Origin of the sequence: Micrococcus sp. 2A (genome assembly GCF_039519235.1) — a bacterium.
In the GTDB taxonomy this organism is placed as follows: domain Bacteria; phylum Actinomycetota; class Actinomycetes; order Actinomycetales; family Micrococcaceae; genus Micrococcus.
This window is the reverse complement of record NZ_CP154351.1, coordinates 1373922-1399456: the sequence shown is the minus strand read 5'-3', so window position 1 is coordinate 1399456 and position 25535 is coordinate 1373922. Positions and strand designations below refer to the sequence as shown.

Annotated in this window: 20 protein-coding genes and 1 pseudogene; 16 read left to right on the top strand and 5 right to left on the bottom strand. The window is 74.3% G+C overall.

What is annotated here, in order from left to right; all coding sequences use genetic code 11:
• Positions 1–31: 31 nt before the first annotated feature.
• On the bottom strand, positions 32–1087 hold the full coding sequence (locus AAG742_RS06490; protein WP_298711061.1) for an alpha/beta hydrolase: 1056 nt from the start codon (positions 1085–1087) through the stop codon (positions 32–34).
• Positions 1088–1723: 636 nt separating this feature from the next.
• Here AAG742_RS06490 and AAG742_RS06485 point away from each other — a divergent pair.
• The 8 genes and pseudogenes from AAG742_RS06485 (at position 1724) to holA (ending at position 13601) form a co-directional block, all read left to right on the top strand.
• Positions 1724–2395, top strand: coding sequence for an alkaline phosphatase PhoX (locus AAG742_RS06485; protein ID WP_298711058.1), 672 nt, complete (start codon positions 1724–1726; stop codon positions 2393–2395).
• A 66-nt stretch (positions 2396–2461) separates the two neighbouring features.
• Positions 2462–3815 (top strand): annotated as a pseudogene (locus tag AAG742_RS06480) (FGGY family carbohydrate kinase).
• 133 nt (positions 3816–3948) lie between these two features.
• Positions 3949–5238, top strand: a complete 1290-nt coding sequence (locus tag AAG742_RS06475; protein ID WP_298711055.1) for a hypothetical protein — start codon at positions 3949–3951, stop codon at positions 5236–5238.
• A gap of 126 nt (positions 5239–5364) precedes the next feature.
• Positions 5365–7869 (top strand): leucine--tRNA ligase, encoded by a 2505-nt coding sequence (leuS, locus tag AAG742_RS06470; RefSeq protein ID WP_298711053.1) that lies wholly within the window; start codon positions 5365–5367, stop codon positions 7867–7869.
• A gap of 54 nt (positions 7870–7923) precedes the next feature.
• Positions 7924–8886, top strand: coding sequence for a DegV family protein (locus AAG742_RS06465; RefSeq protein WP_343281951.1), 963 nt, complete (start codon positions 7924–7926; stop codon positions 8884–8886).
• Between the two features lie 138 nt (positions 8887–9024).
• A complete protein-coding gene (locus AAG742_RS06460) occupies positions 9025–9969 on the top strand; it encodes a ComEA family DNA-binding protein (RefSeq protein WP_298711048.1) in 945 nt (314 codons plus the stop codon).
• Positions 9970–9973: 4 nt separating this feature from the next.
• Entirely contained in the window at positions 9974–12571 is a 2598-nt protein-coding gene (locus tag AAG742_RS06455) for a ComEC/Rec2 family competence protein (protein ID WP_298985552.1), read from the top strand.
• Positions 12572–12581: 10 nt separating this feature from the next.
• Positions 12582–13601: a DNA polymerase III subunit delta gene (holA, locus tag AAG742_RS06450; RefSeq protein ID WP_298711042.1), complete on the top strand. Its 1020-nt coding sequence runs from the start codon at positions 12582–12584 to the stop codon at positions 13599–13601.
• Positions 13602–13685: 84 nt separating this feature from the next.
• On the opposite strand, the gene rpsT is transcribed toward holA, so the two are convergent.
• Both rpsT and AAG742_RS06440 read right to left on the bottom strand, forming a co-directional pair.
• A complete protein-coding gene (gene rpsT / locus AAG742_RS06445) occupies positions 13686–13952 on the bottom strand; it encodes a 30S ribosomal protein S20 (RefSeq protein WP_248115583.1) in 267 nt (88 codons plus the stop codon).
• A gap of 213 nt (positions 13953–14165) precedes the next feature.
• Positions 14166–14933, bottom strand: a complete 768-nt coding sequence (locus AAG742_RS06440; protein ID WP_298711039.1) for a type II toxin-antitoxin system PemK/MazF family toxin — start codon at positions 14931–14933, stop codon at positions 14166–14168.
• Between the two features lie 90 nt (positions 14934–15023).
• Here AAG742_RS06440 and lepA point away from each other — a divergent pair, with 90 nt between their 5' ends.
• Positions 15024–16874, top strand: coding sequence for a translation elongation factor 4 (gene lepA, locus AAG742_RS06435; protein WP_248115582.1), 1851 nt, complete (start codon positions 15024–15026; stop codon positions 16872–16874).
• Entirely contained in the window at positions 16875–18164 is a 1290-nt protein-coding gene (gene hemW, locus AAG742_RS06430; RefSeq protein WP_298711036.1) for a radical SAM family heme chaperone HemW, read from the top strand.
• An 18-nt stretch (positions 18165–18182) separates the two neighbouring features.
• Here the strand turns inward: hemW and AAG742_RS06425 are convergent, their stop codons facing one another.
• Both AAG742_RS06425 and AAG742_RS06420 read right to left on the bottom strand, forming a co-directional pair.
• Positions 18183–18593 (bottom strand): DUF4870 domain-containing protein, encoded by a 411-nt coding sequence (locus tag AAG742_RS06425; protein WP_298711033.1) that lies wholly within the window; start codon positions 18591–18593, stop codon positions 18183–18185.
• Positions 18594–18698: 105 nt separating this feature from the next.
• Complete coding sequence (locus AAG742_RS06420) at positions 18699–19559, bottom strand: DUF3097 domain-containing protein (protein WP_298711031.1); 861 nt, start codon at positions 19557–19559, stop codon at positions 18699–18701.
• Positions 19560–19637: 78 nt separating this feature from the next.
• Here AAG742_RS06420 and hrcA point away from each other — a divergent pair, with 78 nt between their 5' ends.
• The 6 genes from hrcA (at position 19638) to AAG742_RS06390 (ending at position 25471) form a co-directional block, all read left to right on the top strand.
• Positions 19638–20651: a heat-inducible transcriptional repressor HrcA gene (gene hrcA / locus AAG742_RS06415; RefSeq protein ID WP_298711027.1), complete on the top strand. Its 1014-nt coding sequence runs from the start codon at positions 19638–19640 to the stop codon at positions 20649–20651.
• Between the two features lie 31 nt (positions 20652–20682).
• Entirely contained in the window at positions 20683–21810 is a 1128-nt protein-coding gene (gene dnaJ, locus AAG742_RS06410) for a molecular chaperone DnaJ (RefSeq protein ID WP_298711025.1), read from the top strand.
• Positions 21807–22559 carry a 16S rRNA (uracil(1498)-N(3))-methyltransferase gene (locus AAG742_RS06405; protein WP_248115576.1) on the top strand — a complete coding sequence of 251 codons (753 nt, stop codon included), beginning with the start codon at positions 21807–21809 and terminating at the stop codon, positions 22557–22559. Before dnaJ ends, AAG742_RS06405 begins: the two co-directional genes overlap by 4 nt.
• 80 nt (positions 22560–22639) lie before the next feature.
• Positions 22640–23662 carry a PhoH family protein gene (locus AAG742_RS06400; protein ID WP_298711022.1) on the top strand — a complete coding sequence of 341 codons (1023 nt, stop codon included), beginning with the start codon at positions 22640–22642 and terminating at the stop codon, positions 23660–23662.
• Positions 23652–24125 carry an rRNA maturation RNase YbeY gene (gene ybeY, locus AAG742_RS06395; protein ID WP_298711020.1) on the top strand — a complete coding sequence of 158 codons (474 nt, stop codon included), beginning with the start codon at positions 23652–23654 and terminating at the stop codon, positions 24123–24125. The genes AAG742_RS06400 and ybeY overlap by 11 nt, the downstream gene beginning before the upstream one ends.
• Positions 24126–24136: 11 nt before the next feature.
• The gene (locus tag AAG742_RS06390; RefSeq protein ID WP_298711017.1) at positions 24137–25471 is read left to right on the top strand and encodes a hemolysin family protein; all 1335 of its coding nucleotides are present in this window, start codon (positions 24137–24139) and stop codon (positions 25469–25471) included.
• Positions 25472–25535: the final 64 nt, after the last annotated feature.

Below are 25535 nucleotides of genomic sequence, written 5' to 3'. Positions count from 1 at the left end.
ACGGCCTCCGTCCAGGACCCGCCACGGCCGGTCACCTCGGGTGCGCGGCCTCCCGGATGAGCCTCGCGCACGCGAGCGGCCGCTCGTAGTGCAGCAGGTGGCCCACGCCGGGCAGCACCTGCAGGTCGGCCGTCCCTCCCGCCGCGGCGATCGCGGCGGCGAGGCGCTCCTGTGCGGCCACGGATCCCAGCGGATCCTCGGCACCCGCCACGAGGACCACGGGCAGCGCGAGCCCCGCGGCGGCGTCGAGGGCCGTGGACGTCGTGGAGGCCCGGTAGGACTCGGAGAGCATGCGCCGTGAGGCGAAGAGGGAGAAGTACCGGCGGTGCTGATCATGGGTGTAGGCCAGGACGCGCCTGTCCGTGGTTCGACTCATGACGACGGTGGTGGCCCACACCACGGGCGCCGCGCCCAGCAGGGCGCGCCCGGCGCGCTCGGGCAGACGCGCCGCGACCTCGTAGTACCCCTGCGCGACGGTGGCCGCCGCCGCCGCCGTCCACGACCCCGACGCGTCCAGGGCGGGCTCGGCGATCGGGTTGAGCAGCACGAGCCGGTGCCACGCGGAGGGGTCCCGGGCCACGAGGTGGGACGCGACGATCGACCCGTACGAGTGGGCGACGAGCAGGGGAGGCTCCGCGAGCGCCAGCGCGTGGACGACGGCGGCCACCGCATCCGCGTGGTGCGCCACCGAGTGCTCGGCCGCGGGGAAGGCCTCGGACGCGCCGAAGCCGGGCAGATCGATCGAGGAGATCGCGAACTCGGGCAGCGCGTCGGCGATGAGCGCGAGCCCGTGGTGGTCACCGCGGAATCCGTGCACGAAGACCAGGCGGGGGGCGGCATCGGGATCGACGCCCCTGGACCCGTCCGCCGGGCCCACCGGTGCGTACTCCCACACCGCCACGTCGACGCCGGACCCGGCCACGGGGTCGGGGACGGTCACCTCGCGCCGTCGGGGGATCCGCGCGGGGCATCCGGTCAGCGAGCCAGGCCCGTCGTCCGGGCGCGGGATCCGGACCCGGTCCCAGAGTCTCACCCGGTGCCCGGGCGGCACGGGGGCGCCGCTGCCGGCGTCGTCGTTCTGCTTCACGCCCCCAGCCTAGTGAGCACGCTCCGCAGGGGGGGGCGCCCGCACGTCTTCACCGGTGCGTGTGGCGGGGTTCGGCACGTGGACGCGGGATCGCCACCTCGCTGACCTGCACTGATCCCGCCGCCGCCGGCGCCCAGCTGCCCGCCCTCTCCGAGGACGGCATGGTCGCGATGCCCCGCGGCTTCAAGGCCCACCGCATCGGCACCATCGGCGTCGAGCCCCTGCTGTCCGACCGCGGCGGCCGCGTCGTCGGGGTCACCCCCTCCAACCTGGACGGCATGGGCGCCTTCGACCGCGCCGGCGTGACCCGCCTCGTGCGCAACCACGAGTGCCGCGCGAACGCCAAGGTCACGGTGCCACTGGTCCCCGGCACCGTCTACGACGCGGGCTGCCCCACCGGCATGGGCGGCAACACCGTCGTCGAGGTCTCCCGCTCGGGCGAGCTCGCCCAGCAGCGGGTCGGCCTCTCCGGCACCATCCGCAACTGCGCCGGCGGCACCACCCCGTGGGGCTCCTGGCTGGCCTGTAAGGAGACCACCGAGCGCGCCGGGCAGACCGTCACCAGCTCCGTGGACGGCCAGGCCTACACCCTGCAGAAGGACCACGGCTACGTCTTCGAGGTGTTCCCCCGAGCCGGTGGCCCAGCAGATCCCGCTGCCCATCAAAGCCTGGGGCCGCGCCGTGTGGGAGGGTGCCGAGATCGGCGCCGACCTCTCGAGCGCCTACCTCACCGAGGACACCAAGGGCGGCCTGTTCTACCGCTGGACCGCACCGCAGGGCGTCACCCTGCGTCCGGGCATCGCCACCCAGCTGGGCGAGGGCGGCGCCGACCGCCAGGCGCAGACCACCGACCTGCGCCAGCAGTTCCCGGGCGCGACCACCCACCGCAAGATCGAGGGCGTCTGGAGCGACGACGCCGGCGAGGGCCTGTGGTTCACCCACTCCATCGTCAAGGACGGCGAGCACCCCGAGGCCGTCGCCAACCAGGGCATGATCATGTACTACTCCTTCGCGGAGCAGACCATGACCCTCAAGGAGTCCTGGGCCGTGGGCAGTGACTTCGACGCCCCGGACAACATCACCGTCTCCCCGTGGGGCGGCGTCGTGATCGCCGAGGACGGCTCGGACCCGAACTACCTCGCCGCGTTCACCGAGCGTGCCGGCTCCTCGGCCCTGGCCAAGGACATCGCCGAGCGCGGCGAGTGGGCCGGTCCCTGCTTCGGCGGCGGTCGCGCCCTGTTCGCGAACATCCAGAGCGACTGCACCCACATGATCACCGGCCCGATGGCCAAGCAGCTCCACCGCTGACCGGGCCGCGCGACGGCGCCCCCCCGCCTCGATGAGGCGGGGGCGCCGCCCGTGAGGGCCACTCCCATGAGCCGCACCGCCGTCGTCGCGATCGACCAGGGGACCACCTCGACCCGGGTGGCGGTGGTGGGCGCCGACGGGCACGTGGTGGCGAGTGCGCAGCGCGAGCACGTCCAGCACTTCCCGCACGCGGGGTGGGTCGAGCACGATCCGACGGAGCTGTGGGAGGCCGTCCGGGAGCTCACCGCGCTCGCCCTGGCGCGCGCGCACCGGGGCCCGCGCCCGCACCGGCCTGCCCCTGGCCTCCCACTTCTCCGCGTCCAAGATCCGCTGGATCCTGGACGAGGTCCCGGAGGCCCGCGCGCTGTCGGCCGCGGGGCGGCTGCGGGTCGGAACCGTGGACTCGTGGCTCGTGTGGAACCTCACGGGCGGCGTCCACGGCGGGGTCCACGTCACCGACGTGACGAACGCCTCGCGCACCCTGCTGATGGACCTCGAGACGGGGCGATGGAGCGCCCCCATGCTCGAGCTCTTCGGGCTCGACCCCGAGGAGTGGGAGGCGATGGCGCCGCGCATCGTGCCCTCGGTGGGCGTGCTCGGCGAGGTCACCGGCCACGAGACGCTGGCGGGCGTCCCCGTGGCGGGGGTGCTGGGGGACCAGCAGGCCGCGTGCTTCGGCCAGGCGCTCTTCCGCCCCGGGGACACGAAGAACACCTACGGGACCGGCTGCTTCCTGCTCCAGCACACGGGGACGCAGCGGCCGACGTCGGCGCACGGCCTCGTCTCCACGGTCGCCTACCAGCGGGCGGGGGAGCCGATGCGCTACGCCCTCGAGGGGTCCGTGGCCGTGGCCGGGGCGCTCGTGCAGTGGCTTCGCGACGGCCTCGGGATCATCTCCACGTCCGAGGAGGTCGAGGCGGCCGCGGCCACGGTGCCGGACAACGGCGGCGTGGTGATCGTCCCCGCCTTCGCGGGCCTCTTCGCGCCGCACTGGCGGGCCGACGCCCGCGGGCTCATCGCCGGCCTGACCGGATTCGCCCATCGCGGCCGCCTCGCCCGGGCTGCGGTGGAGGCGACGGCCTACCAGAGCCGGGACCTGCTCGAGGCCCTGACGGCGGACACGGGGACGCGCATCCGGGAGCTGCGCGTGGACGGCGGGATGACCGCCAACGCGGGCCTCCTCCAGTTCCAGGCGGACATCCTGGACCTGCCGGTCGCGCGCCCCGCGGTGGCCGAGACCACCGTCATGGGGGCGGCGTGGGCGGCCGGACTCGCCGTCGGCGTCTGGCCGGACGAGGCCGCCCTGTGCTCCCTGTGGCGCGAAGACCGCCGGTGGGAGCCGGCCATGGCGGCGAGCGTGCGCGAGCGCCTGCTGGATCGGTGGCGCCGGGCGGTGGAGGCCTCGCTCGGCTGGGCGTGAGACCGTGCACAGGGCGGCGCCCAGCGCCCATGCTTCCTGGGCGGACCCCCGGGCCCGCCACTACCCTTGCGGAGGCCGCACCGGGGAATCGACCTCGGTGTGCCGCGCCCTGCCCCCGAGGATAAGGAACCCCATGCAGAACTCCGCCGTGTTCAGATCGGCCAAGATCGCACTCGCCTTCGTCGGCCTCGTCGTCGGGGCGGGCTTCGCCACCGGCGCCGAGGTGATCCAGTACTTCGTCGGGTTCGGCGAGATCGGCATCTGGGGGGCGATCCTCGCCGGCGTCCTCGTGGCCGTGGGCGGCGCGGTGATCCTTCAGCTCGGCAGCGCCTTCCTGGCCAACGAGCACAAGGCCGTGTTCCGCAGCGTGACCCACCCGGTGATCGCCCGCATCCTGGACGTCAGCGTCTCCATCACGCTCTTCGCGATCGGCTTCGTGATGCTGGCCGGTGCCGGCGCGACCATGCACCAGCAGCTCGGGTGGCCGACCTGGGCGGGTGCCGCCATCATGACGGCGCTCGTGATCGTCACCGGCCTGCTGGACGTGGAGAAGGTCTCCTCCATCATCTCCGGGCTCACGCCGTTCGTCGTGGTCGCCGTCGTGGGAGCGTTCCTCGCCACGGTGCTCACCCTGGACGGCTCCTTCACCGCCAACGAGGCGATGGCGGCCCAGACCGCCACCCCCATCAACCCGTGGTGGCTCTCGGCCCTGAACTACACCGGACTCGTCCTCGTGATGGCCGTGTCCATGTGCCTCGTCATCGGCGGCTCCATCACCAATCCGCGCGAGGCGTTCTTGGGCGGGCTCGCCGGCGGACTGCTCTACACGGTCCTCATGGTCATGGCGGGCGTGCTGCTCTACCTGAACTTCGACCGGATCGGGCACGCCTCCGTGCCCATGCTCGAGCTCTTCGGCGCGTTCCACCCCGTGCTGGGGTGGGCCATGCTGGCGGTCATCTACGCCATGATCTACAACTCGGCCATCGGCATGTTCTACGCCCTGGGCCGGCGCATCTCGGCGGACCGCCCTGACCGCTACCGCCCCGCGTTCATCGCCGTCACCCTGGTGGGCTTCGCGGTGAGCTTCCTCGGCTTCGGCACCCTGATGAACGTGGTCTACCCGTTCCTGGGCTACCTCGGCCTGCTCCTGGCCGTGGTCCTGGTGGCCTGGTGGCTGACCCACCGCGGGGAGCTCTCCGCCGAGCGGACCCTGCGCATGCGCCTGTCCTCCCTCATCCGCCTGCAGCGGCACCCGGAGAAGCGCTTCACGACCGCGCACGCGGACGCCCTCGAGGAGGCGGTCGCCCACTCCGTCGCCGAGCCCGCGGCGGTGACGGGCGCGATCGAGCGCCAGGTCGCCCGGGACCTGGACGCGGAGCTCGAGGACGACCCGGGCCGGGCCGAGGGATCCCACCGCGCCTGAGCCGACGCCGTAGGATGGACCCGCCCCGCACACGCGCGGGCGGGTCCGCCGTCATGCCGTCGCGCGAACGTCCCGCCCCCGCCGCCACCGCACCCCCACCCCGACCGCGTTAGGACACGAGCCGCCGTGAGCCAGACCTCCGAGACCCCCGCCCCCGCCACTCCCGAGGTCCCCGCGGACGCGGAGTACTCGTTCCGCGAGGTGGAGGCGCGCTGGGCCGGGTACTGGGAGCAGGCGGGCACGTTCACCCCGCGGGAGGACGGCGCCGAGCGGCGCACCGTGGTGGACATGTTCCCCTACCCCTCGGGCGATCTGCACATGGGCCACGCGGAGGCGTTCGCGATGGGCGACGTCGTGGCCCGCTACTGGCTGCAGCGCGGCTACGACGTGCTGCACCCCATCGGCTGGGACTCGTTCGGCCTCCCGGCCGAGAACGCGGCCATCAAGCGCGACGCGCACCCGGCCGCGTGGACCTATGCCAACATCGAGACCCAGAAGCGTTCGTTCCAGCGCTACGGGATCGCCGTGGACTGGACCCGCGAGCTGCACACCTCCGACCCCGAGTACTACCGCTGGACGCAGTGGCTCTTCCAGCAGCTCCACAAGGAGGGCCTCGCCTACCGCAAGCACTCGCCCGTCAACTGGTGCCCGAAGGACCAGACCGTGCTCGCCAACGAGCAGGTCGTGGACGGCACGTGCGAGCGCTGCGGCACCGAGGTCACCAAGCGCACGCTGAACCAGTGGTACTTCCGCATCACGCGGTTCGCGGACGCGCTCCTGGACGACATGGACCAGCTCACCGGTCACTGGCCCGAGCGGGTCCTCGCGATGCAGCGCAACTGGATCGGCCGCTCCGAGGGCGCGCACGTGGACTTCCAGGTGGAGGACGGCCCCTCCGTCACCGTGTTCACCACCCGCCCGGACACCCTGTTCGGGGCCACCTTCATGGTGGTGGCCGCAGACGCCCCGCTGGCCCTCGAGCTCGTCTCCGACGACGCCCGGGCCGACCTCGAGGCCTACCGCGAGGACCTCAAGAAGGTCTCCGACATCGACCGCCAGGCCACGGACCGCCCCAAGACCGGCGTGTTCCTCGGCCGCCACGCGGTGAACCCGCTGACGGGGGAGCGCCTGCCCGTGTGGGCCTCGGACTACGTGCTCGCCGACTACGGCACCGGAGCGATCATGGCCGTGCCCGCCCACGACCAGCGCGACCTCGACTTCGCCCGCGCCATGGGCCTGCCGGTGCGCGCCGTCGTGGACACGGGCGAGGAGGACCCGGCCGTGTCCGGGGTGGCCACCACCGGCGAGGGCGTCCTGGTCAACTCCGGCGAGCTCGACGGCCTGGACAAGACGGCGGCCATCGCCCGCGCGATCGAGGTCGTCGAGGCCAAGGGCACCGGGCGCGGCACCACCACCTACCGCCTGCGCGACTGGCTGCTCTCCCGCCAGCGCTTCTGGGGCACCCCGATCCCCGTGATCCACTGCGCCGACTGCGGCGAGGTCCTCGTCCCCGAGGACCAGCTGCCCGTCACCCTGCCGACCGACCTCAAGGGTGAGCAGCTCGCGCCCAAGGGCCAGTCCCCGCTCGCCTCCGCCGAAGACTGGGTCAACGTGGACTGCCCGCGATGCGGCGGCCCGGCGAAGCGCGACACGGACACCATGGACACCTTCGTGGACTCGTCCTGGTACTTCCTGCGCTACGCCTCCCCGTGGGACGAGACGCAGGTGTTCGACCCCCAGGCGGTGCGCGACTGGCTGCCCGTGGACCAGTACGTGGGCGGCGTCGAGCACGCGATCCTGCACCTGCTCTACGCGCGCTTCTTCACGAAGGCGCTGCACGGCATGGGCCTCGTGCCGTTCACGGAGCCCTTCCGCGCCCTGCTCAACCAGGGCCAGGTGCTCAACGGCGGCAAGGCGATGTCCAAGTCCCTCGGCAACGGCGTGGACCTGGGACAGCAGCTCGACGAGTTCGGCGTGGACGCCGTCCGCCTCACCATGGTCTTCGCGTCTCCGCCGGAGGACGACGTGGACTGGGCCGACGTCGCCCCCGGCGCCGCGGGCAAGTTCCTCGCCCGTGCCTGGCGCCTGGCGCGGGACGTCCGCGAGGCGGGCCCGGCGGCGGGCGCCGCCGAGGGCGGCTCCGCGGCCCTGCGCCGCGTGACCCACCGGACGGTGCACGAGGCCGCCCAGCTGCTGGACGACGGCAAGTTCAACGTGGTGATCGCCAGGACCATGGAGCTCGTGAACGCCACCCGCAAGGAGATCGACAACGGGGCCGGCGCCGCGGATCCCGCGGTCCGCGAGGCCGCCGAGGCCGTCGCCAAGCTGCTCTCGCTCGTCGCGCCCTACGCGGCCGAGGACATGTGGGTGCTGCTGGGCCACGAGCCCTCGGTGGTGCGCTCCGGCTGGCCCGAGGTCGACGAGTCCCTCCTCGTGGAGGACGCGGTCACCGCCGTCGTGCAGGTCAAGGGCAAGGTGCGCGACAGCTTCGAGGTGCCCGCGGACATCACCGCCGAGGAGCTCGAGGCGCGCGCCCGGACGTCCGAGAAGGTCATGGCGTTCATCGGGGACGCCCAGATCGTCAAGGCGATCGTCCGCGAGCCCAAGCTCGTGAACCTCGTCATCCGCTGATCGGCGAGCCGGACTGAGCCGGGTCGCCCCGTCGGCCCGGAGGAGGAGGGGAGCATGGCGACGCTGGACCAGTGGCGCGACGACGTCCTGGAGCGCCTGCGCGCCCGCCGACCCCACCTGGTGGGCCGGGCCCGCTACGGGCTGAAGCCGCCCCGGCGGGACCGGACCGCGATCGTGACCGACTCCGCCGCGGCCCTGCCGCCGGCCCTGCTCGCCCACCCCCTGGCGGCGGGCATCCGCCAGGTCACCCTCCCCGTGATGGTGGGGGAGCAGATCCACACGGAGGGGACGGAGGACCTGCGGTTCGAGCTGCCCGTCGCCCTCGCCTCCGGCACCCCCGTGAAGACCTCCCGGCCGTCTCCGGGGGCGTTCCGGGCCGTCTACGCCGACCTCGCGCAGGCCGGGTATGCGCGGGTGCTCTCCCTGCACCTCTCGAGCCGGCTCTCCGGCACCGTGGAGGCGGCACGGCTCGCCGCGGCGGACGCCCCGCGCCCCGTCACGGTCCTCGACTCGGGCACGGCCGGCTTCGCGCTCGGCCTCACGGTGCTGGACGCGGCGATCGACGCCGGCGTGGGGCTGCCGGTGGAGCAGATCACCGCGCGGGCGGAGGCCACCGCACAGGCGGGCGCCGTGCTGTTCTCCGTGCCGAGCCTCGAACAGCTGCGCCGCGGCGGCCGGATCGGCGCCGTGGCCTCCCTGCTGGGCACCCTGCTCCACGTGCGCCCCGTGCTGGCCCTCGACGACGGCGCGGTCACCCTGGTGGACCGCCCGCGCTCGGCGGCCCGCGCGATGGACCGGATCGTCGAGCTCGCCCTGGAGCGTGCCGCCGGGACGCCGAGCCGGATCGTGGTGCACGGCTTCGGCGACCCGGCGGGGAGCGAGGAGCTGGTGGCGCGCCTGCAGCCGCACTCGGCCACGCCCGTTCCCGTCGTCGAGCTGCCGGCGGTCCTCGCCGCGCACCTGGGACTCGGCGCGCTGGGCGTGGTGGTGACCCCGCTCGAGGTGGAGGTCGACTGAGGCCGAGTCGAGCCGGGGCGGACCGGGCGCGTGCGGACCGGGCAGTCCGCTCCTGCACAGGCGTCGGGTCGCTCCTCGCCATCCCCGAGGCCGCGGCGGGCGCCTCTCCTGACCCGCCGGCCCGGCCACAGTGGCTCCATGCACACGCGAGCCCCGGACGTCCCCTCCGAGCAGCCCGGCCCCGTCCACGGTCAGGACCCCCGCGGTTGCGGCCCCGGTGAGGACTGGGAGGCCGTCCCGCCGCGCCCCCCGATCGTCCGGTGGCGCGCCGCAGGCACGGCCGCGCTCGTGCTGCTGGTGGCGGCCATCGCGTGGTGGGCCGTGACCTGGTTGACCGCCCCGGCTCCACCCGCCCCGGCCTCCGCGGCGGCATCGGTCGCGTCCGTGTCGGGTGTCCCGGCGCCGCCCTCGGGCGATGCCGCCGGCGCGGCCCCGGGCGCGAGCGTCCCGGATCCTGGCCCCGGGGCGACCGTGAGGCCGGCCGGAGAGGCCCCCGGCGCGTCCTCGGGGACACCGTCCGGCGGTTCTTCCGGGGACTCCGGGGGCGCGGGCGAAGGCTCCGCACCGGCGGAGGTGCGCGTGCACGTGGTGGGCGAGGTCCGTCGGCCCGGCGTCGTGACCCTGGCGGCCGGGTCCCGGGTCACGGACGCGATCCGGGCCGCCGGCGGGGCCGCGTCCCAGGCGCGCACCGAGCGGATCAACCTCGCTGCGACGCTCTCGGACGGCCAGCAGGTCCTGGTCCCGTCCGCTCGCACGCCGGACGCAGAGCTGGCCGCGGCGGCCGGGGGTGGGGCGCCGCCAGCGGGGTCGGCGGCTCCCAGCGGGCGAGCGGGGGCCGCGGTGGCGGGGCCCGGCAGCTCGGGGGCGCAGTCTCCCGACGGTGCGGGCGCGGTGCCGGTGGACCTGAACACGGCCGACGCGGCCGCCCTCGAGACGCTCCCGGGCGTGGGTCCGGCGACGGCGGAGAAGATCATCGCGCACCGGGACACGGTGGGCCCGTTCGGCGGGCTGCAGGACCTGGACGCGGTGCCCGGGATCGGCCCGGCCGCCCTCGCGCGGCTGCGTGACCACGTGAGCTGGTGACCCCGTGAGGGCCGGCGCCGTCCCCGGACCGCTGGACGGCCGATGGGTTCCGGCGCTGCTGCTGTGCCTGGCCCTCGGGAACGTGCTCCCGAGCCGGCCCGCGCACGAGGCCGTCCTCGCGTCCGGGGCGTGTGGGCTCCTCGCCCTGTGCGGGGCCGCCGCGCTGGTCGTGGGCGGCCGATCCGCCGGAGCACGACGCACCGACCGCCCTCGGCGAGGCGTGGCCACCGCCGTCGTGCTGGCCGGCGTGGCGGGAGCGCTGATGGCCCAGCACGTGGCCCTCCACCAGTCCGCGCGTGAGCGCGTCGGCTGGGATGACGCCGTGACTGCGGAAGAGGCCGTGCGGGTCGAGGTGGTGCTGGACGCCCCACCCCAGGCCACCGGGTCGCCCTTCGGACCGCGGTGGGGCGCCCCGGCCACGGCCACGCGGTTCGGCCACCCCTCTCGAGCGTTCGAGCGGCCCGAGGCGGTCCGCCTCACGGGGGAGGGGGAGCCGCCCCTCGGGCTCGGCACGGCGGACGGCGGTGTCGCGGCGGGCGGGAAGGCCTGTGTCGTGGCCGCTCCCCGGCGCGAGGGGGACACGGTGTTCCTCACCGCACGCGCGGCACCGATCCCGGGGCCCTGTCCGGCACAGGGAGGAGCAGCACTCCCGCCGGACGTGGCGGGACCCTCCGGGCGTGAGGTGCTGCGCTCGGCGTTCCGGGCCGCGGCCTCTCCCCTGATCGGCACGGCGCCCCAGCTGATCCCCGGGCTCGTGCTGGGGGACCGCACGGCCCAGAGCCCGGAGCTCGGGGACGCCATGAAGGATGCCGGGCTGAGCCACCTCAGCGCCGTCTCCGGGGCGAACTGCGCGCTGCTCCTGGGCACGGTCGCCGTGGTCCTGCGCTCGCTGCGCGTGCACCGGCACGCGGTGGTGGCCGCGGCGCTGGCCACGCTCGGGGTGTTCGTGGTCGTCGTCGGACCGGAGCCCTCCGTGCTCCGGGCGGCTGTGATGGGCGGGCTGGGGGCGCTGGCCCTCTTCCTCGGCCGCGGCCGGCAGGCGTTCTCCCTGCTCGCGGTGGGCGGCACCGGGCTGCTCGTGGTCGCGCCGACTCTCGCGACGGAGGTCGCGTTCCACCTCTCCCTGGCCGCGACGGCGGGGATCGTGCTCGTCGCCGCCCCCGCGGACCGGTGGCTGCATCCGCGGATGGCGCGCGTGCTGCCCGACTCCGCCGCGCGCTGGCTCTCCGCGTCCCTGTCCGTCACCGTGGCTGCCCACCTCGCGTGTCAGCCGATCCTCCTGGCCATGACCGGCACGGTGAGTGCCTACGCCGTGCTCACCAACATCGTGGCCGCCCCCGCGGTCGCACCGGTGACCGTCCTCGGCACGCTCGCCGCCGCGCTGGTCCTGCCCGCCCCGCCGATCGCGGCCGCCCTCGTCTGGATCGCGCAGTGGCCGGCCGCGGCCATCGGCTGGACCGCGACCACGGCCGCCACGCTGCCGGGCGCCCTGCGGCCATGGCCGGGCGGCGGCCTCGGGTTCGCCCTCGGCGCCCTCCTCACGGTCGCCACGCTCGCGGGCTTCCGTGCGGTCCTGGTGCTGGAACGGGAGTCGCCTCCCCGCGTGCGGCGCGTGGGTCGCTCGGCGCCGGACCGCGTCCGGCGGGTGTCCGCCGCCGCGGTCCTGACGGCCGCGCTGATCGCCGCGGCCACGGGCGGCGTGGGCGCGGTGCTGACCCCCCGACCGGCCGGCGACGTCCCCGCGGGCTGGGTCGCGGCGTTCTGCGACGTGGGGCAGGGGGACATGACGGTCCTCCGCACGGGCGTGGACTCTGCCCTCGCCGTCGACGTCGGCCCGGATCCCGACGCCGCCCGACGATGCCTCGCGGACCTGCGCGTGGAGAGGGTGGACGCGGTGCTGCTCACCCACCTCCACGCCGATCATGCCGGAGGGCTGGCCGGGCTCACGGGGCCGCTCGCCCCTGGCGCGGTCCACTACGCCACCCGCTCGGCCGGCAGCTCGCCGCTCGGCGACCCCGCCGCGGGCACACCCCTCGAACGAGGGAGGAGCCGCGCCAGCACGGGGGAGGACCCCGCGATGCCGCCGCCCTCCGGAGCGACGCCGCTCCACACGGGCCAGGAGGGGGAGAGCGGATCGGTGCGGTGGAGCGTCCTCCTCGCCGATCGCGCCGCGCCCGAGGAGAACGACGCCTCCGCACAGCTCCTGCTCACTGTGCGCGGCGCCGTGGGCCCGCTGACCGTGCTCGTCACGGGTGACATGGAGCAGGCGGCGAGCGCCGCCTGGGCGGCCGGACTGCGCTCGGACGCACCCCCGCCGCCCTCCGCGGACGTGCTGAAGGTGGCCCACCACGGTGCGCGCAACGGCGGCACGGACGTCCCCGCGGCGGTCCGCGCCCGGCTCCAGGTCGTCTCGGTGGGCGCAGAGAACACGTACGGACACCCCCACCCCGCCACCGTGGCCGCCCTCGAGCGGCTCGGCCCGGTGGCCCGCACCGACCGGCACGGCACCCTCGCGCTCACCCTGGAGTCGGGCTCGGACGGGGATCCCGGGATCGCCGTGCACACCGTCCGCCCTCCCGCCGTCCCCGTCTCCACACCCTAGGATGGTGCCCATGTCCGCCGCCCGCAGCCCCCGCTCCGGCCGCGCCCCGCGCACGGATCCGCTGGCCTGGCGCCGCACGGAGCCCGGCCCGCTCATGCTGCTCAAGGGCCCCGAGGACTACGTGGCCCGCTGGGTCACGGACCGGGTGACGGCCGCGCTGCGTGCCCGGCACGAGAGCCTCGAGGTGTACGACCTGCGCGCCGGGGAGTACCAGGCGGGGCAGCTGGCCATGGCCGCCAGCCCCTCGCTCTTCGCCGAGCCCACCCTCATCCGCGTGGACGGGCTCGAGTCCATGAACGACGCCTTCCTCGCCGACGCCCTGCGCCTCGTCGAGCAGGGCCCCGGCGCGAACGAGGTCACCCTCGTGCTGCGCCACACGGGCGGCAGCCGGGGCAAGCGGCTGCTCGACGCCGTCGCGAAGGCCGGCACCGTGGTGGACTGCGCGCCCCTCAAGCGGGACGAGGACCGCCTGGCGCTCGTCCAGGCGGAGTTCCGCGAGGCACGCCGCCGCGTGGACGAGGACGCCGCCCGCGCCCTCGTGCGCGCCACCGGCGCCTCCCTCACGAAGCTCGCCGCCGCGTGCCGTCAGCTGATCGACGACACCACCGGCACGGTCACCGCCGAGATGGTGGACACCTACCACGGCGGCCGCGTCGAGGCCACGAGCTTCGCCGTCGCGGACGCCGCCCTCGAGGGCCAGGCCGCCCGCGCCGTGTCCCTCGTCCGCCACGCGCTGGCCACCGGCGTGCACCCCGTGATGATCACCTCGGCGCTCACGCTGAAGGCCCGCCAGGTCGCGCGCATCATCGACGCCGGCCGGGAGCAGGGCGAGCTCGCCTCCCTCCTGGGGGTGGCTCCGTTCCAGGTGCGCTACGTGCAGCAGGCCGCCCGCCACTGGACCCCCGCCGGGATCGCGCAGGCCGTCGAGTGGATCGCCCAGGCCGACGCCGAGGTCAAGGGCGCCTCCCGCAACCCCGACTTCGCGGTCGAGCGGGCGGTCATCCGGATCGCCACGGCCGTGCGTCGCTGACCACGCCGCGGACCCTCCCCGGACGCACCACGGCCCCCGTCCGAGGGTCTCGGAGCGGGGGCCGTGGCGGTGTGGCGCTGCGGATCAGGCGAAGAGGGCCTTCACGCGGTTCGCGATGCCCGACTTGCGGTTCGCGGCCTGGTTCTTGTGGATGACGCCCTTGGAGGCTGCCTTGTCCAGCTTGCGGTTCGCGGTGCGCAGCGCGGCGGCGGCGGCCTCGGCCTCGCCGGCGGCCACGGCCTTGTCCACGGCGCGGATGGCGGTGCGCAGCTCGGACTTCACAGCGATGTTGCGCTGGCGCGCCTTCTCGTTGGTGAGGATGCGCTTCTTCTGAGACTTGATGTTGGCCAACTCTGGTCCTTACGTCGTCGGCGCGGGACGGGTGGTCCGCACGCCGCGTGAACAGGGGGGTCGTGGAGGGTTCCCGGATCCGTGGACTTCAGTGGCGTGGGGACACCGTGGCGATCCCGGTCCGGGGGTGCCCGTCGACCGGCGGACACAATGCCCACAATCGTATCATCTGCGTGTCCCGGACATGGCCGGGGAGTGCCTCGGCGTGGCGCGTCAGCACTCCCAGCCCTGGTGGCGGCGCAGCGCGTCGCCCACGGCCTCGAACCGCGCGGGGTCCAGGACCCCACCCTCCCGGCGCACGGCGTCCGGGTCCACGCGCAGCACGCGGTCCACCTTCGCCTCGGAGGCCCGGCCGCGCCGGTCCCACGGCCCGGCGCCGACGTCCACGTAGTCCTCGTCGCGCAGGTCCGCGTTGTTGCGGTCCCGGCTCGTGAGCATGAGGCCGAGCAGGCACGCGCCGTCGCGGCCGACGAGGAGGACGGGGCGGTCCTTGCCCCGGCCGTCCATCTCCTCGAACGGGACCCAGGTCCACACCACCTCGCCCGGGCCCGCCGCGGGGCCGGGCACGGGGGCGTACTCCACGCGCGCGCGGCCGGTGAAGTCGGGGAGCAGCTCGGCGGGGGACCGCCGGTCCGGCCGGCCCGCCGCGCGCCCCGACGCCGCCGGTCCCTCGGCACGGTCCGCGTCCCGGGCGCGGCGCAGCACCTCGTCCACACGGCGCCGGTCCGGCCGGCGCGCGCCGCCGGCCGGGGGAGTGGGCCAGTCGTCGGTGCGCCGGGTCGGGTCGAAGGCCGGGGCCCCCGGATCCCGAGGCGGGACGCCCAGGTCGAAGACGGGCCCGGCGCCGCCGCCCGTCCCCGAGCCGGAGGCGCGGCGGGACGAGCCGCGGCGTGGGCCGGCGTCGGAGGAGGAGCTGAGCGTCTCCAGGAGGCGGGCGGCCTGCCGGCCGAGGGAGAGGGCGCGCTGGAAGTCGAAGGCCATGGGCCCGAATCTATCCGGCCGGGCGGGCATGGAAGAATGGGCGGTCAGTGTTCCACCCCACCCGTCCCCGAGACTTCCAAGGATGTGCCCGTGTCGCCCCAGGCGTCCCACCCCCCGGCGCCCGCCGCCACCGACCCCTCGGTGATCCGCAACTTCTGCATCATCGCCCACATCGACCACGGGAAGTCGACGCTGGCGGACCGCATGCTGCAGTCCACGGGCGTGGTGCAGCCGCGTGACATGAAGGCCCAGTACCTGGACCGCATGGACATCGAGCGCGAGCGAGGCATCACCATCAAGTCCCAGGCGGTGCGCATGCCGTGGGCGCTGGACGGGACCGACTACGCCCTGAACATGATCGACACGCCCGGGCACGTGGACTTCACGTACGAGGTCTCCCGCTCGCTCGCCGCGTGCGAGGGCGCGATCCTGCTGGTGGACGCCGCGCAGGGCATCGAGGCGCAGACCCTGGCCAACCTGTACCTGGCCATGGAGAACGAGCTCGAGATCATCCCCGTGCTCAACAAGATCGACCTGCCCGCCGCGGATCCGGACCGCTACGCCGCCGAGATCGCCACCCTGATCGGGTGCGAGCCGGAGGACGTGCTGCGGGTGTCCGGCAAGACGGGCATGGGCGTCGAGGCGCTGCTGGACCGCGTCGTCGAGCGGATCCCCGCCCCCACGGGCGACGCCGACGCCCCGGCCCGCGCCATGATCTTCGACTCCGTGTACGACACCTACCGCGGCGTCGTGACCTACGTGCGCGTCATGGACGGCCGGCTCTCCCCGCGGGAGAAGATCCGGATGATGTCCACGGGCGCGGCCCACGAGCTTCTGGAGATCGGCGTGTCCTCGCCGGAGCCCCACCCCTCCCAGGGCCTGTCCGTGGGCGAGGTGGGCTACCTCATCACGGGCGTGAAGGACGTGCGCCAGTCGAAGGTGGGCGACACGGTGACGAATCACGCCAAGCCCGCCGCCGCGGAGATCGGCGGCTACGAGGACCCCAAGCCCATGGTGTTCTCCGGCCTCTACCCGATCGACGGCTCCGACTACCCGGTGCTGCGCGACGCCCTCGACAAGCTCAAGCTCAACGACGCCGCGCTCGTCTACGAGCCGGAGACGTCCGTGGCGCTGGGCTTCGGCTTCCGCGTGGGCTTCCTGGGCCTGCTGCACCTGGAGATCATCCGGGAGCGCCTCGAGCGCGAGTTCAACCTGGACCTGATCTCCACCGCGCCCAACGTGGTCTACGAGGTCACGAAGGAGGACAAGGAGGTCATCACCGTGACCAACCCCTCCGAGTACCCCGAGGGCAAGGTCCTGGCGGTGCGGGAGCCGATGGCCTCGGCGACGGTCATCGTGCCGAGCGAGTTCATCGGCGCCGTCATGGAGCTGTGCCAGGCCAAGCGCGGCAATCTCAAGGGCATGGACTACCTCTCCGAGGAGCGCGTGGAGATCCGCTACTGGATCCCGCTCGCGGAGATCGTGTTCGACTTCTTCGACCAGCTCAAGTCCCGCACCAAGGGCTACGCCTCCCTGGACTGGAAGGCCGACGGCGATCAGGTCGCCGACCTCGTCAAGGTGGACATCCTCCTGCAGGGCGAGCAGGTGGACGCGTTCTCCTCGATCACCCACCGGGACAACGCCTACGCGTACGGCGTGATGATGACGGGCAAGCTCAAGGAGCTCATCCCGCGTCAGCAGTTCGAGGTGCCGATCCAGGCGGCGATAGGCGCGCGCATCATCGCGCGCGAGAACATCCGGGCCATCCGCAAGGACGTGCTCTCCAAGTGCTACGGCGGCGACATCTCCCGCAAGCGCAAGCTGCTGGAGAAGCAGAAGGAGGGCAAGAAGCGCATGAAGATGGTGGGCCGAGTCGAGGTCCCGCAGGAGGCCTTCATCGCCGCACTGTCCTCGGACGGTGCCGAGCAGGCCAAGAAGTAAGTGCCCGCCCTTCCCCTGGGCATGCCGGTGCCCGACGACGGCGCCCTGCCCGCCGACGTCGGCGCGCGGGTCCGCGCGGCCGCGGCCGCCGGCGCGCCGCGGACGTTCAGCCTGTACGTGCACGTGCCGTTCTGCACCGTTCGTTGCGGCTACTGCGACTTCAACACGTACACGGCCGTGGACCTCGGCCCGGGCGCGGCCCGCGGCGACTACGCCGAGACGGCCATCGCGGAGCTCGCCTTCGCCGAGCGCGCCCTCGAGGCCTCCGGCGTGCCCGCCCGCCCGCTGCACACCGTGTTCTTCGGCGGCGGCACGCCCACGCTGCTGCCGGCCTCCCACCTCGTGCGGATCCTCGCCGCGGCGCGGGAGCGGTTCGGGATCGTGCCGGGCGCGGAGGTCAGCACCGAGGCGAATCCGGACACGATCACCCCGGAGTACGCCGCCACGCTCGCCGCGGGCGGATTCACCCGGCTCTCGGTCGGCATGCAGTCGGCCGTGCCACACGTGCTGGCCACACTGGACCGCACGCACCGTCCCGCGTCGGTGCCCGCCGCCGTCGCCGCGGCCCGCGCGGCCGGCCTCGAGGTCTCCCTGGACCTCATCTACGGCACGCCGGGGGAGTCGCTCGAGGACTGGCGCGCCACGCTCGAGACGGCCGTCGCCCTCGCGCCGGACCATGTGAGCGCGTACTCCCTGATCGTGGAGGAGGGCACGAAGTTCGGGGCCCGGGTGGCCCGCGGCGAGGTGGACGACGTCGACCCGGACGACCAGGCCGACAAGTACGTCCTGGCCGACCGGATGCTCGCCACGGCCGGCTACCGCTGGTACGAGGTCTCCAACTGGGCGCGGGACCCGGAGGGGACGGGCGTCCACCGGGCGCGGCACAACGTGGCCTACTGGGAGGACCAGGACTGGTGGGGCGTGGGGCCCGGCGCGCACTCGCACCTGGCGGGCGTGCGCTTCTGGAACGCGAAGCACCCCGCCGCGTACGCGCAGCGCCTGGCCACGGGCGTGACCCCGGCTGTGGGCCGGGAGATCCCCGATGCGCCGGCGCGCCGGCTCGAGCGGGTGATGCTCGCCGCCCGCACGTCCACGGGACTGGGCCTCGCCGAGGTGGAGGAGGGGTTCGCCGCGGCCGGCGACGACGGCGCCCGGCTGCGGGACCTCGTGGCCGCCCTCATCGCGGACGGGCTCGTGGACGGCCGTGCCGCCCAGTCCGGGCGGATCGTGCCGACCCTCGAGGGGCGGCTGCGCAACGACCGGATCGTCCGGGACCTGGCCGGCTTCTGACGCCGAGCGCGGTGCGGCTCAGCGCAGGACGCGCAGGTTGAACGGGTAGCGGAAGGGGCGGCCCTTCGACACGTTCGCGGCCCCCATGACGCCGTAGCAGGACATGGCCACCCAGGTGAGGGCGCCGAGGATCGCGAGAATCGGCCCGATGACCGGGAGGGCGCCCAGGAGCAGGAAGAGCACCACCAGCAGCGTGGGCGGCACGGAGAAGTTCAGCGCCTCCTTGGCCTCCTGAGCGGTGAACGGTCCGCGGTCACGGTAGCGCAGCCACACGAGCAGCGGTCCGAGACATCCCAGCGCCACGCTCAGGTGCCCGAAGGCGGCGCGGTCTCGGTCCTGCTTCGCGCTGAGGGGTCCGCCCTCGGTGCCGGCGGAGGCCACCCAGGCCGCGGCACGGGGCTGGCCGGTCTGCGGCGGGGTGGTGTTCACGGCGGATCCTCCTGAGGGGCGGCAAGGTCCCGGCCGCACGGGGCGGACGCGGGGCCCGATCAGTGTAGCGCGGCGACGGGAGGCGGAGCCGGCGCCCCGGCGTGCTCAGCCACGGTCCTCCGCGGTGAGGAAGTCGATGAGCTCCTCGACCCGGCCCAGCAGGGACGGCTCGAGGTCCGCGTACGTGGTGACGTGGGAGAGCAGCCGCTTCCAGCCCAGTCCGGTGGCCTCCTTCGTGCCGTGGGGCCAGCCCAGGCCCTTCAGCACGCCGGTCTTCCAGTCCTGGCCGCGCGGGACCACGGGCCAGGCCTCGATGCCGAGCACGGCGGGCTTGACGACCTGCCAGACGTCCACGTAGGGGTGGCCCAGGATGAGCACGTTGCCGGCCGCTCCGGGCACCCGCATCGCCTCCGCGGCGATCCGCTCCTCCTTCGAGCCCGTCACGAGGTGGTCCACGAGGATGCCCAGGCGGCGCCGGGGGCCGGGGGAGAACTCACGGATCGCCCCGGCCAGGTCGTCCACGCCGTGCAGCGGCTCCACGACGATCCCCTCGAGGCGCAGGTCCTCGCCCCAGACCTTCTCGACGAGCTCGGCGTCGTGCACGCCCTCCACCCAGATCCGCGACGCGCGGGCGGTGCGCGCCCGGACCCCCTCCACGCGGCGGGATCCCGACGCCGTCCGGGCGGGCGCGCGCGACGCCGTCGTCGTCGCAGGGGTGAGGGTGACGGGCTCGCCGTCGATCCAGAATCCGCCGCCCAGGGGGAAGGAGCGGCGGACGCCGCGGCGGTCCTCCAGGACCACCACGTGCACGCCGCCGGAGCGCTCCGTGCGCACGACGGCGCCGGTGAACCCCGAGCCGACGTCCTCCAGCACGACGCCGGGGGAGGCCGGCACCTCGCGGGTGCGCCGCGCCGGCGGTCGGGTCAGGGAATCGTGGCCCGCGGGGCCCCACGTGCTCCAGTCCATGTCGGGCACGGTACCAAGGGCGGTAGGATTGGCACTTGGATGTGGCGAGTGCCAGACATCGGAGGGAAGGAGACCGTCATGACGGAGCAGCCGCGCCGACTGCAGGTGCTCCAGGCCATCGTGGAGGACTACGTGGCCCTCAGCGAGCCCGTGGGCTCCAAGGCCATCGTCGAGCGTCACGCGCTGGGCGTCTCCTCGGCCACGGTGCGCAACGACATGGCCGCCCTCGAGGAGGAGGGTCTGATCGTGGCCCCCCACACCTCCGCGGGGCGGGTGCCCACGGACAAGGGCTACCGCGTGTTCGTGGACCGCATCTCCGAGGTCAAGCCCCTCTCTCCGGCCGAGCGCCGAGCCGTGCAGGCACTGCTGGACTCGGAGCAGGACACGGAGCACATGATGGAGGCCACCGTGCGCCTCCTCGCCCAGCTGACCCACCAGGTGGCCGTCGCCCAGTTCCCGCACGAGGACGGCTCGACCGTGCGCCACCTCGAGCTCGTCTCCCTAACGCCCACGCGCGTGCTCGCCGTGCTCATCCTCTCCACCGGCCGGGTGGACCAGCGGGTGGTCCCGCTCGAGCGCCTCGTGGCGGAGGATGACCTCGCCGCGCTGCGCCTGCTCCTGCTCCAGGCGATGATCGGCCGAGGGGCCGGGCAGGCCGCCGCCCTGCTGGACGCGGCCGTCACGGGTGTGCGGCCGGAGCAGCGTCCCACGGCGGACGCGCTCGTCGGCGCGGTCCGCAGCCTCCTGGAGGCGGGCCGACAGGACCGGATCGTCATGGCGGGCACCGCCAACCTGGCCCGCTCCACGGGGGACTTCGGCGCCTCGATCGGACCGATCCTGGAGGCCCTCGAGGAGCAGGTGGTGCTGCTGCGCCTGCTCACGGAGATGGAGCAGGACGCGCACGGGGTGTCCGTGCGGATCGGCTCCGAGAACGCCGGCTCGCTCGCGGACACCTCCGTGGTGGCCGCCGCCTATGGGCCGGGCGCCGTCGCCAAGGTGGGCGTGGTGGGCCCCACGCGCATGGACTACCCCGGCACCATGGCCTCCGTCCGCGCGATCGCCCGCTACCTCTCCCGCATCCTCACCCCCTGACCTCGACCCCCGCGAAGGAAGTGCCCCCACCGTGTCCGACCACTACGAGACCCTCGGCGTCAGCCGCGACGCCAGCACCGAGGAGATCCGCCGCGCGTACCGCAAGCTGGCGCGCACCCACCACCCGGACGTGAACCCCAGCCCGGAGGCCGCGGAGCAGTTCAAGCGCATCTCCCACGCCTACGAGGTCCTCTCGGACCAGGACAAGCGCCGCAGCTACGACACCACCGGCAACGAGAACGGCTCCGCCGGGTTCGGCGGCGGCTTCGGCGGCTTCGGCGGTGGCGGCTTCGCCGACATCTTCGAGACCTTCATGTCCGCGGCGGGCGGCGCCGGCCGGGGCCCCGCGAGCCGGACGCGCCGGGGACAGGACGCGCTCGTCACCGCGCAGATCGACCTCAAGGACGCCGTGTTCGGCAGCGAGCAGACCCTCCACCTGGACACGGCCGTGCGCTGCGAGCGATGCGAGGGCTCGTGCTGCGAGCCCGGCACCGACCCCGAGACCTGCGAGACCTGCCACGGCCGCGGCATGGTGCAGCGGCCGATGCGCTCGATGCTCGGCACCGTGATGGCCACCGAGGCGTGCCCGGCGTGCCGCGGCTTCGGCACCGTGATCCCCACCCCCTGCACCGAGTGCTCGGGCCAGGGACGAGTGCGCACGGAGCGCCCCCTCACCCTGCGCATCCCCGCCGGCGTGGACGACGGCACCCGCATCCACCTCGCCGGCCGCGGAGAGGCCGGCCCCGCCGGCGGCCCGAACGGCGACCTCTACGTGGAGATCGCCGTGCGCCCGGACCCCGTCTTCCGCCGCGAGGGCGACCACCTGGCCACCACCGTGACGGTCCCGATGGCCGCCGCCGCCCTCGGGACGAGCATCACCCTCGACACCCTGGACGGCAAGCAGAGCGTGACCCTGGAGCCGGGCACCCAGTCCGGGCACGTGGAGACGCTGCACGGCCTCGGCGTGGGCCGGCTGCGCGGCTCCGGTCGCGGCGACCTCAAGGTGGACGTGGTCGTCACCACCCCCACGGACATCACCGGCGAGGAGCGCCAGCTCCTCACGCGCCTGGCCGAGATCCGCGGCGAGGACGTGGTCCACGGCGCCCCGCAGCAGCGGGGCGTGTTCGCCCGCCTGCGGGAGAACCTGAAGAACCTGTGACCGCGCCGCTGTTCCACCTGGCGGCGGGGGCGCTCGAGGGAGCGGCCGCCGGGGCCACCGTGACCCTCACGGGCTCCGAGGCCCGGCACGCCGCCGCCGCGATGCGCCTTGCCCCGGGGGAGTCCGTGCTCGTGGCGGACGGCTCCGGCCGCCGCGGCCACGGGACGGTGCTGGCCGCCTCCCCCGACGCCGTCGACGTGCGGCTCGACGAGGTGGACGAGGAGCCCGATCCCGCGCCTCGCCTCGTGCTCGTCCAGGCCCTGGCCAAGGGTGACCGCGACCTCATGGCGGTCCAGGCGGCCGTGGAGCTCGGGGTCCACGCCGTGGTCCCGTGGGAGGCGGAGCGCTCGATCGTGCGGTGGAAGGGTCCCAAGGCCGCCAAGGCCCGGCAGAAGTGGGCCGACACCGCCCACGCCGCGGCCAAGCAGGCCCGCCGGGCGCGGGTGCCCGAGGTGCGCGAGCCCGTCTCCGGCACGGGCGCGGCGTCCCTGGCGCGGGAGGGACGCGTGCTCCTCGTGCTCCACGAGGACGCCGCGGACGGGCTGGGTGCCCTTCCGGAGGCCGCGTGGGCCGGGGCCGAGGAGATCGCCGTGCTGGTCGGCCCGGAGGGCGGGATCTCGCCCGCCGAGCTGGACGCGTGCCGGGACGCCGGGGCGCACCCGGTGCGGCTCGGACCCCACGTGCTGCGCGCCTCGACGGCCGGCCCCGCCGCACTGGCCGTGCTCGAGCACCGGCTCGGCCGCTGGTGAGGGGCCCGTCCCGCGCCCGGCCGTCCGCCTAGACTGGACCCGAGCATCCCGCCCCCGACCGAACAGGTGATCCGCCCCTCGTGACCGTTCCCGCCGTCCTCCCCCCGGACTCCGCAGAGGAGTCCGTCCAGTTCGAGACCGCCGACCTCATGGTCCGCGCCTTCGGTCCCCAGGACGCTCTGCTGCGCATCCTCGGCGGCGTGTTCCCGGCGGTGGGCCTGTCCGTGCGGGACCAGCGGCTCGACCTCTCCGGTCCCGCGCCGGACGTCGCCGCAGTGCGCCGCGTCGTGGAGGACCTGCGCTCCATCGCACGCCGTGACGCCGCCGTCACCCCCGAGGTGATGGAGCAGGTGGTGAACCTCGTCCGCGGAGGCCGCGTGGGCGCCGGCGTCCTGCACCTGGACTCGATCCTCTCCGGCCGCGGCCGCACGATCCGCGCCAAGACGCTCCACCAGCAGGACTACGTCGAGGCGATCGACCGCTCCACCGTGGTGTTCGGGCTCGGCCCGGCCGGCACCGGCAAGACCTACCTGGCCATGGCCAAGGCCGTGCAGGCCCTCCAGGCCAAGGAGGTCACGCGGATCATCCTGACCCGCCCGGCCGTCGAGGCCGGGGAGCGGCTCGGCTTCCTGCCGGGCGGACTCAACGAGAAGATCGACCCCTACCTGCGCCCGCTCTACGACGCGCTGCACGACATGATCGAGCCGGAGTCGATTCCGCGGCTCATGGAGTCCGGCGTGATCGAGGTGGCCCCGCTGGCGTACATGCGCGGCCGCACCCTGAACGACGCGTTCGTGATCCTCGACGAGGCGCAGAACACCACGGGCGAGCAGATGAAGATGTTCCTCACCCGCCTGGGCTTCGGCGCCCGGATGGTGATCACGGGGGACACCTCCCAGGTGGACCTGCCCCGGGGTGTCACCTCCGGCCTGGCCGAGGCCGTGGACGTGCTCGAGGGGGTGGACGGGATCGAGATGGTCCGGTTCGACTCCTCCGACGTCGTGCGCCACGCCCTCGTCAGCGCGATCGTGGACGCCTACGACCACCAGGCAGCCGCCGACGCGCGGACCACGACGAAGGGACGCCGCGGCCGTGGCCATTGAGATCGTCAACGAGTCCGGGATCGACGTCCCGGAGCGGGACCTGCTGGGCATGGCCCGCCACGTCTACGCCCGGCTGCACGTCCACGAGCTGGCCGAGACCGCCGTGACCGTGGTGGACGCGGACCGGATGGCCCAGCTCCACGAGGAGTGGATGGACCTGCCCGGGCCCACGGACGTCATGAGCCTGCCGATGGACGAGATCACCCCCGGCGCCCCCGAGGCGCCGAGCGAGGGCGTGCTCGGCGACGTCGTGCTGTGCCCCGAGGTGGCAGCCGAGCAGGCCGCGCGCGGCGGGCACACCCGCGACGACGAGCTGATGCTGCTGCTGACGCACGGCATGCTCCACCTGCTGGGCTACGACCACATGGACGAGGAGGACCGCGTCGAGATGTTCGAGCTCCAGGACCGGCTCGTGAGCGAGTTCCTCGGCCGCCCCGCCCCGGCCCCCACCATCGAGGACTGATCCCGCCCGCCATGTTCACCCCCGTCGCACTCGCCGCGCTCTTCGTCGTCTTCATCGCCTTCACGTGGGTGCTCGCCCTCGCCGACTCCGCCCTCACGTACATCTCGCGCCGCGAGGCCGAGGAGGTCCTCCGCGAGCATCCCCGGTCCCGCATCCTCGAGGTGACGGCGGAACGGGACGCGCACCTCGGCGCCCTGCGCGTGTGGCGGTTCATCACCGAGGCGCTCGGCGCCGTGTGCCTGACGGCCGCTGCCGTGTGGGTGCTGGAGGGCGTGTGGGCCGCCGTCGGGGTGGCCGCCCTCGTGCTCGTGGCGACGGCCGCCCTGCTGGGCGTGTGGAGCCCGCGGCCGATCGGCTCCCGCAACGAGACCGCCGTCGCCCGCCGCACCGCAGGCCTCGTGTGGGGTCTGCGGCGCGCCCTCGGTCCGATCGGCACGCGGCTCGGCCAGGACCGCCGCCGGGGGGACGACGAGGTGAATGAGGAGGACGACTTCGAGGAGCGTCACCTCCGGGAAGTCGTGGCGCGCGCTCACGACGCGGACGTGCTGGCCGACTCCGAGGCCGAGCTCATCCAGTCGGTGTTCTCCATGAACGACACCATCGTCCGCTCCGTCATGGTGCCGCGCACCGACGTCGTCACGATCGACGACGACCACACCCTCGCCCAGTCCATGGACCTCTTCCTGCGCTCGGGCTGCTCCCGCGTGCCGGTGATCGGCGAGGACGCCGACGACGTGCGGGGCATGCTCTACCTCAAGGACGTCACCCGGGCCCTGCATCACGAGGGCGCGGCCTCGGGCGATCCCGTGACCGGATGGATGCGGGACGTGCGCTTCGTCCCGGACTCCAAGTCGGTGGCCGGCCTGCTGCAGGAGCTGCAGCGCGAGTCGACACATGTGGCCATCGTGGTGGACGAGTACGGCGGCACCGCCGGGCTCGTGACCCTGGAGGACCTCATCGAGGAGATCGTCGGCGAGATCTACGACGAGGACGACCTCCCGGACCGCCCCGAGGTCGAGGTGATCGAGCCCGGCGTGTACTCGGTGGACGCCCGCATGGGCATCGGGGACTTCCGCGAGGAGTTCGACCTCCCCGAGCCGGAGGATCACGAGGACGACGACGTCGACACCGTGGGCGGCCTCCTGGCCAAGGAGCTCGGCCGCGTGCCGATCCGCGGCTCCCAGGTCACCGTCCAGGGTCTCGTCATCGTCGCCGCCGCGCTCGAGCCGCGCCGCAACCGCGTGGACCGGCTGCGCGTGATCGAGACCGAGGACCGCCCCCCGCGTGTACGTCGCCGTGACGAGGAGCCGCACGGCTCCACCGCGGTGGACCCTACCGCCCACTGAACCCCTCGGCCTCGCGTGACGGGGCCGAGCGCCACGGCCGGGCGACCGCGCGGCCCGACCCGAA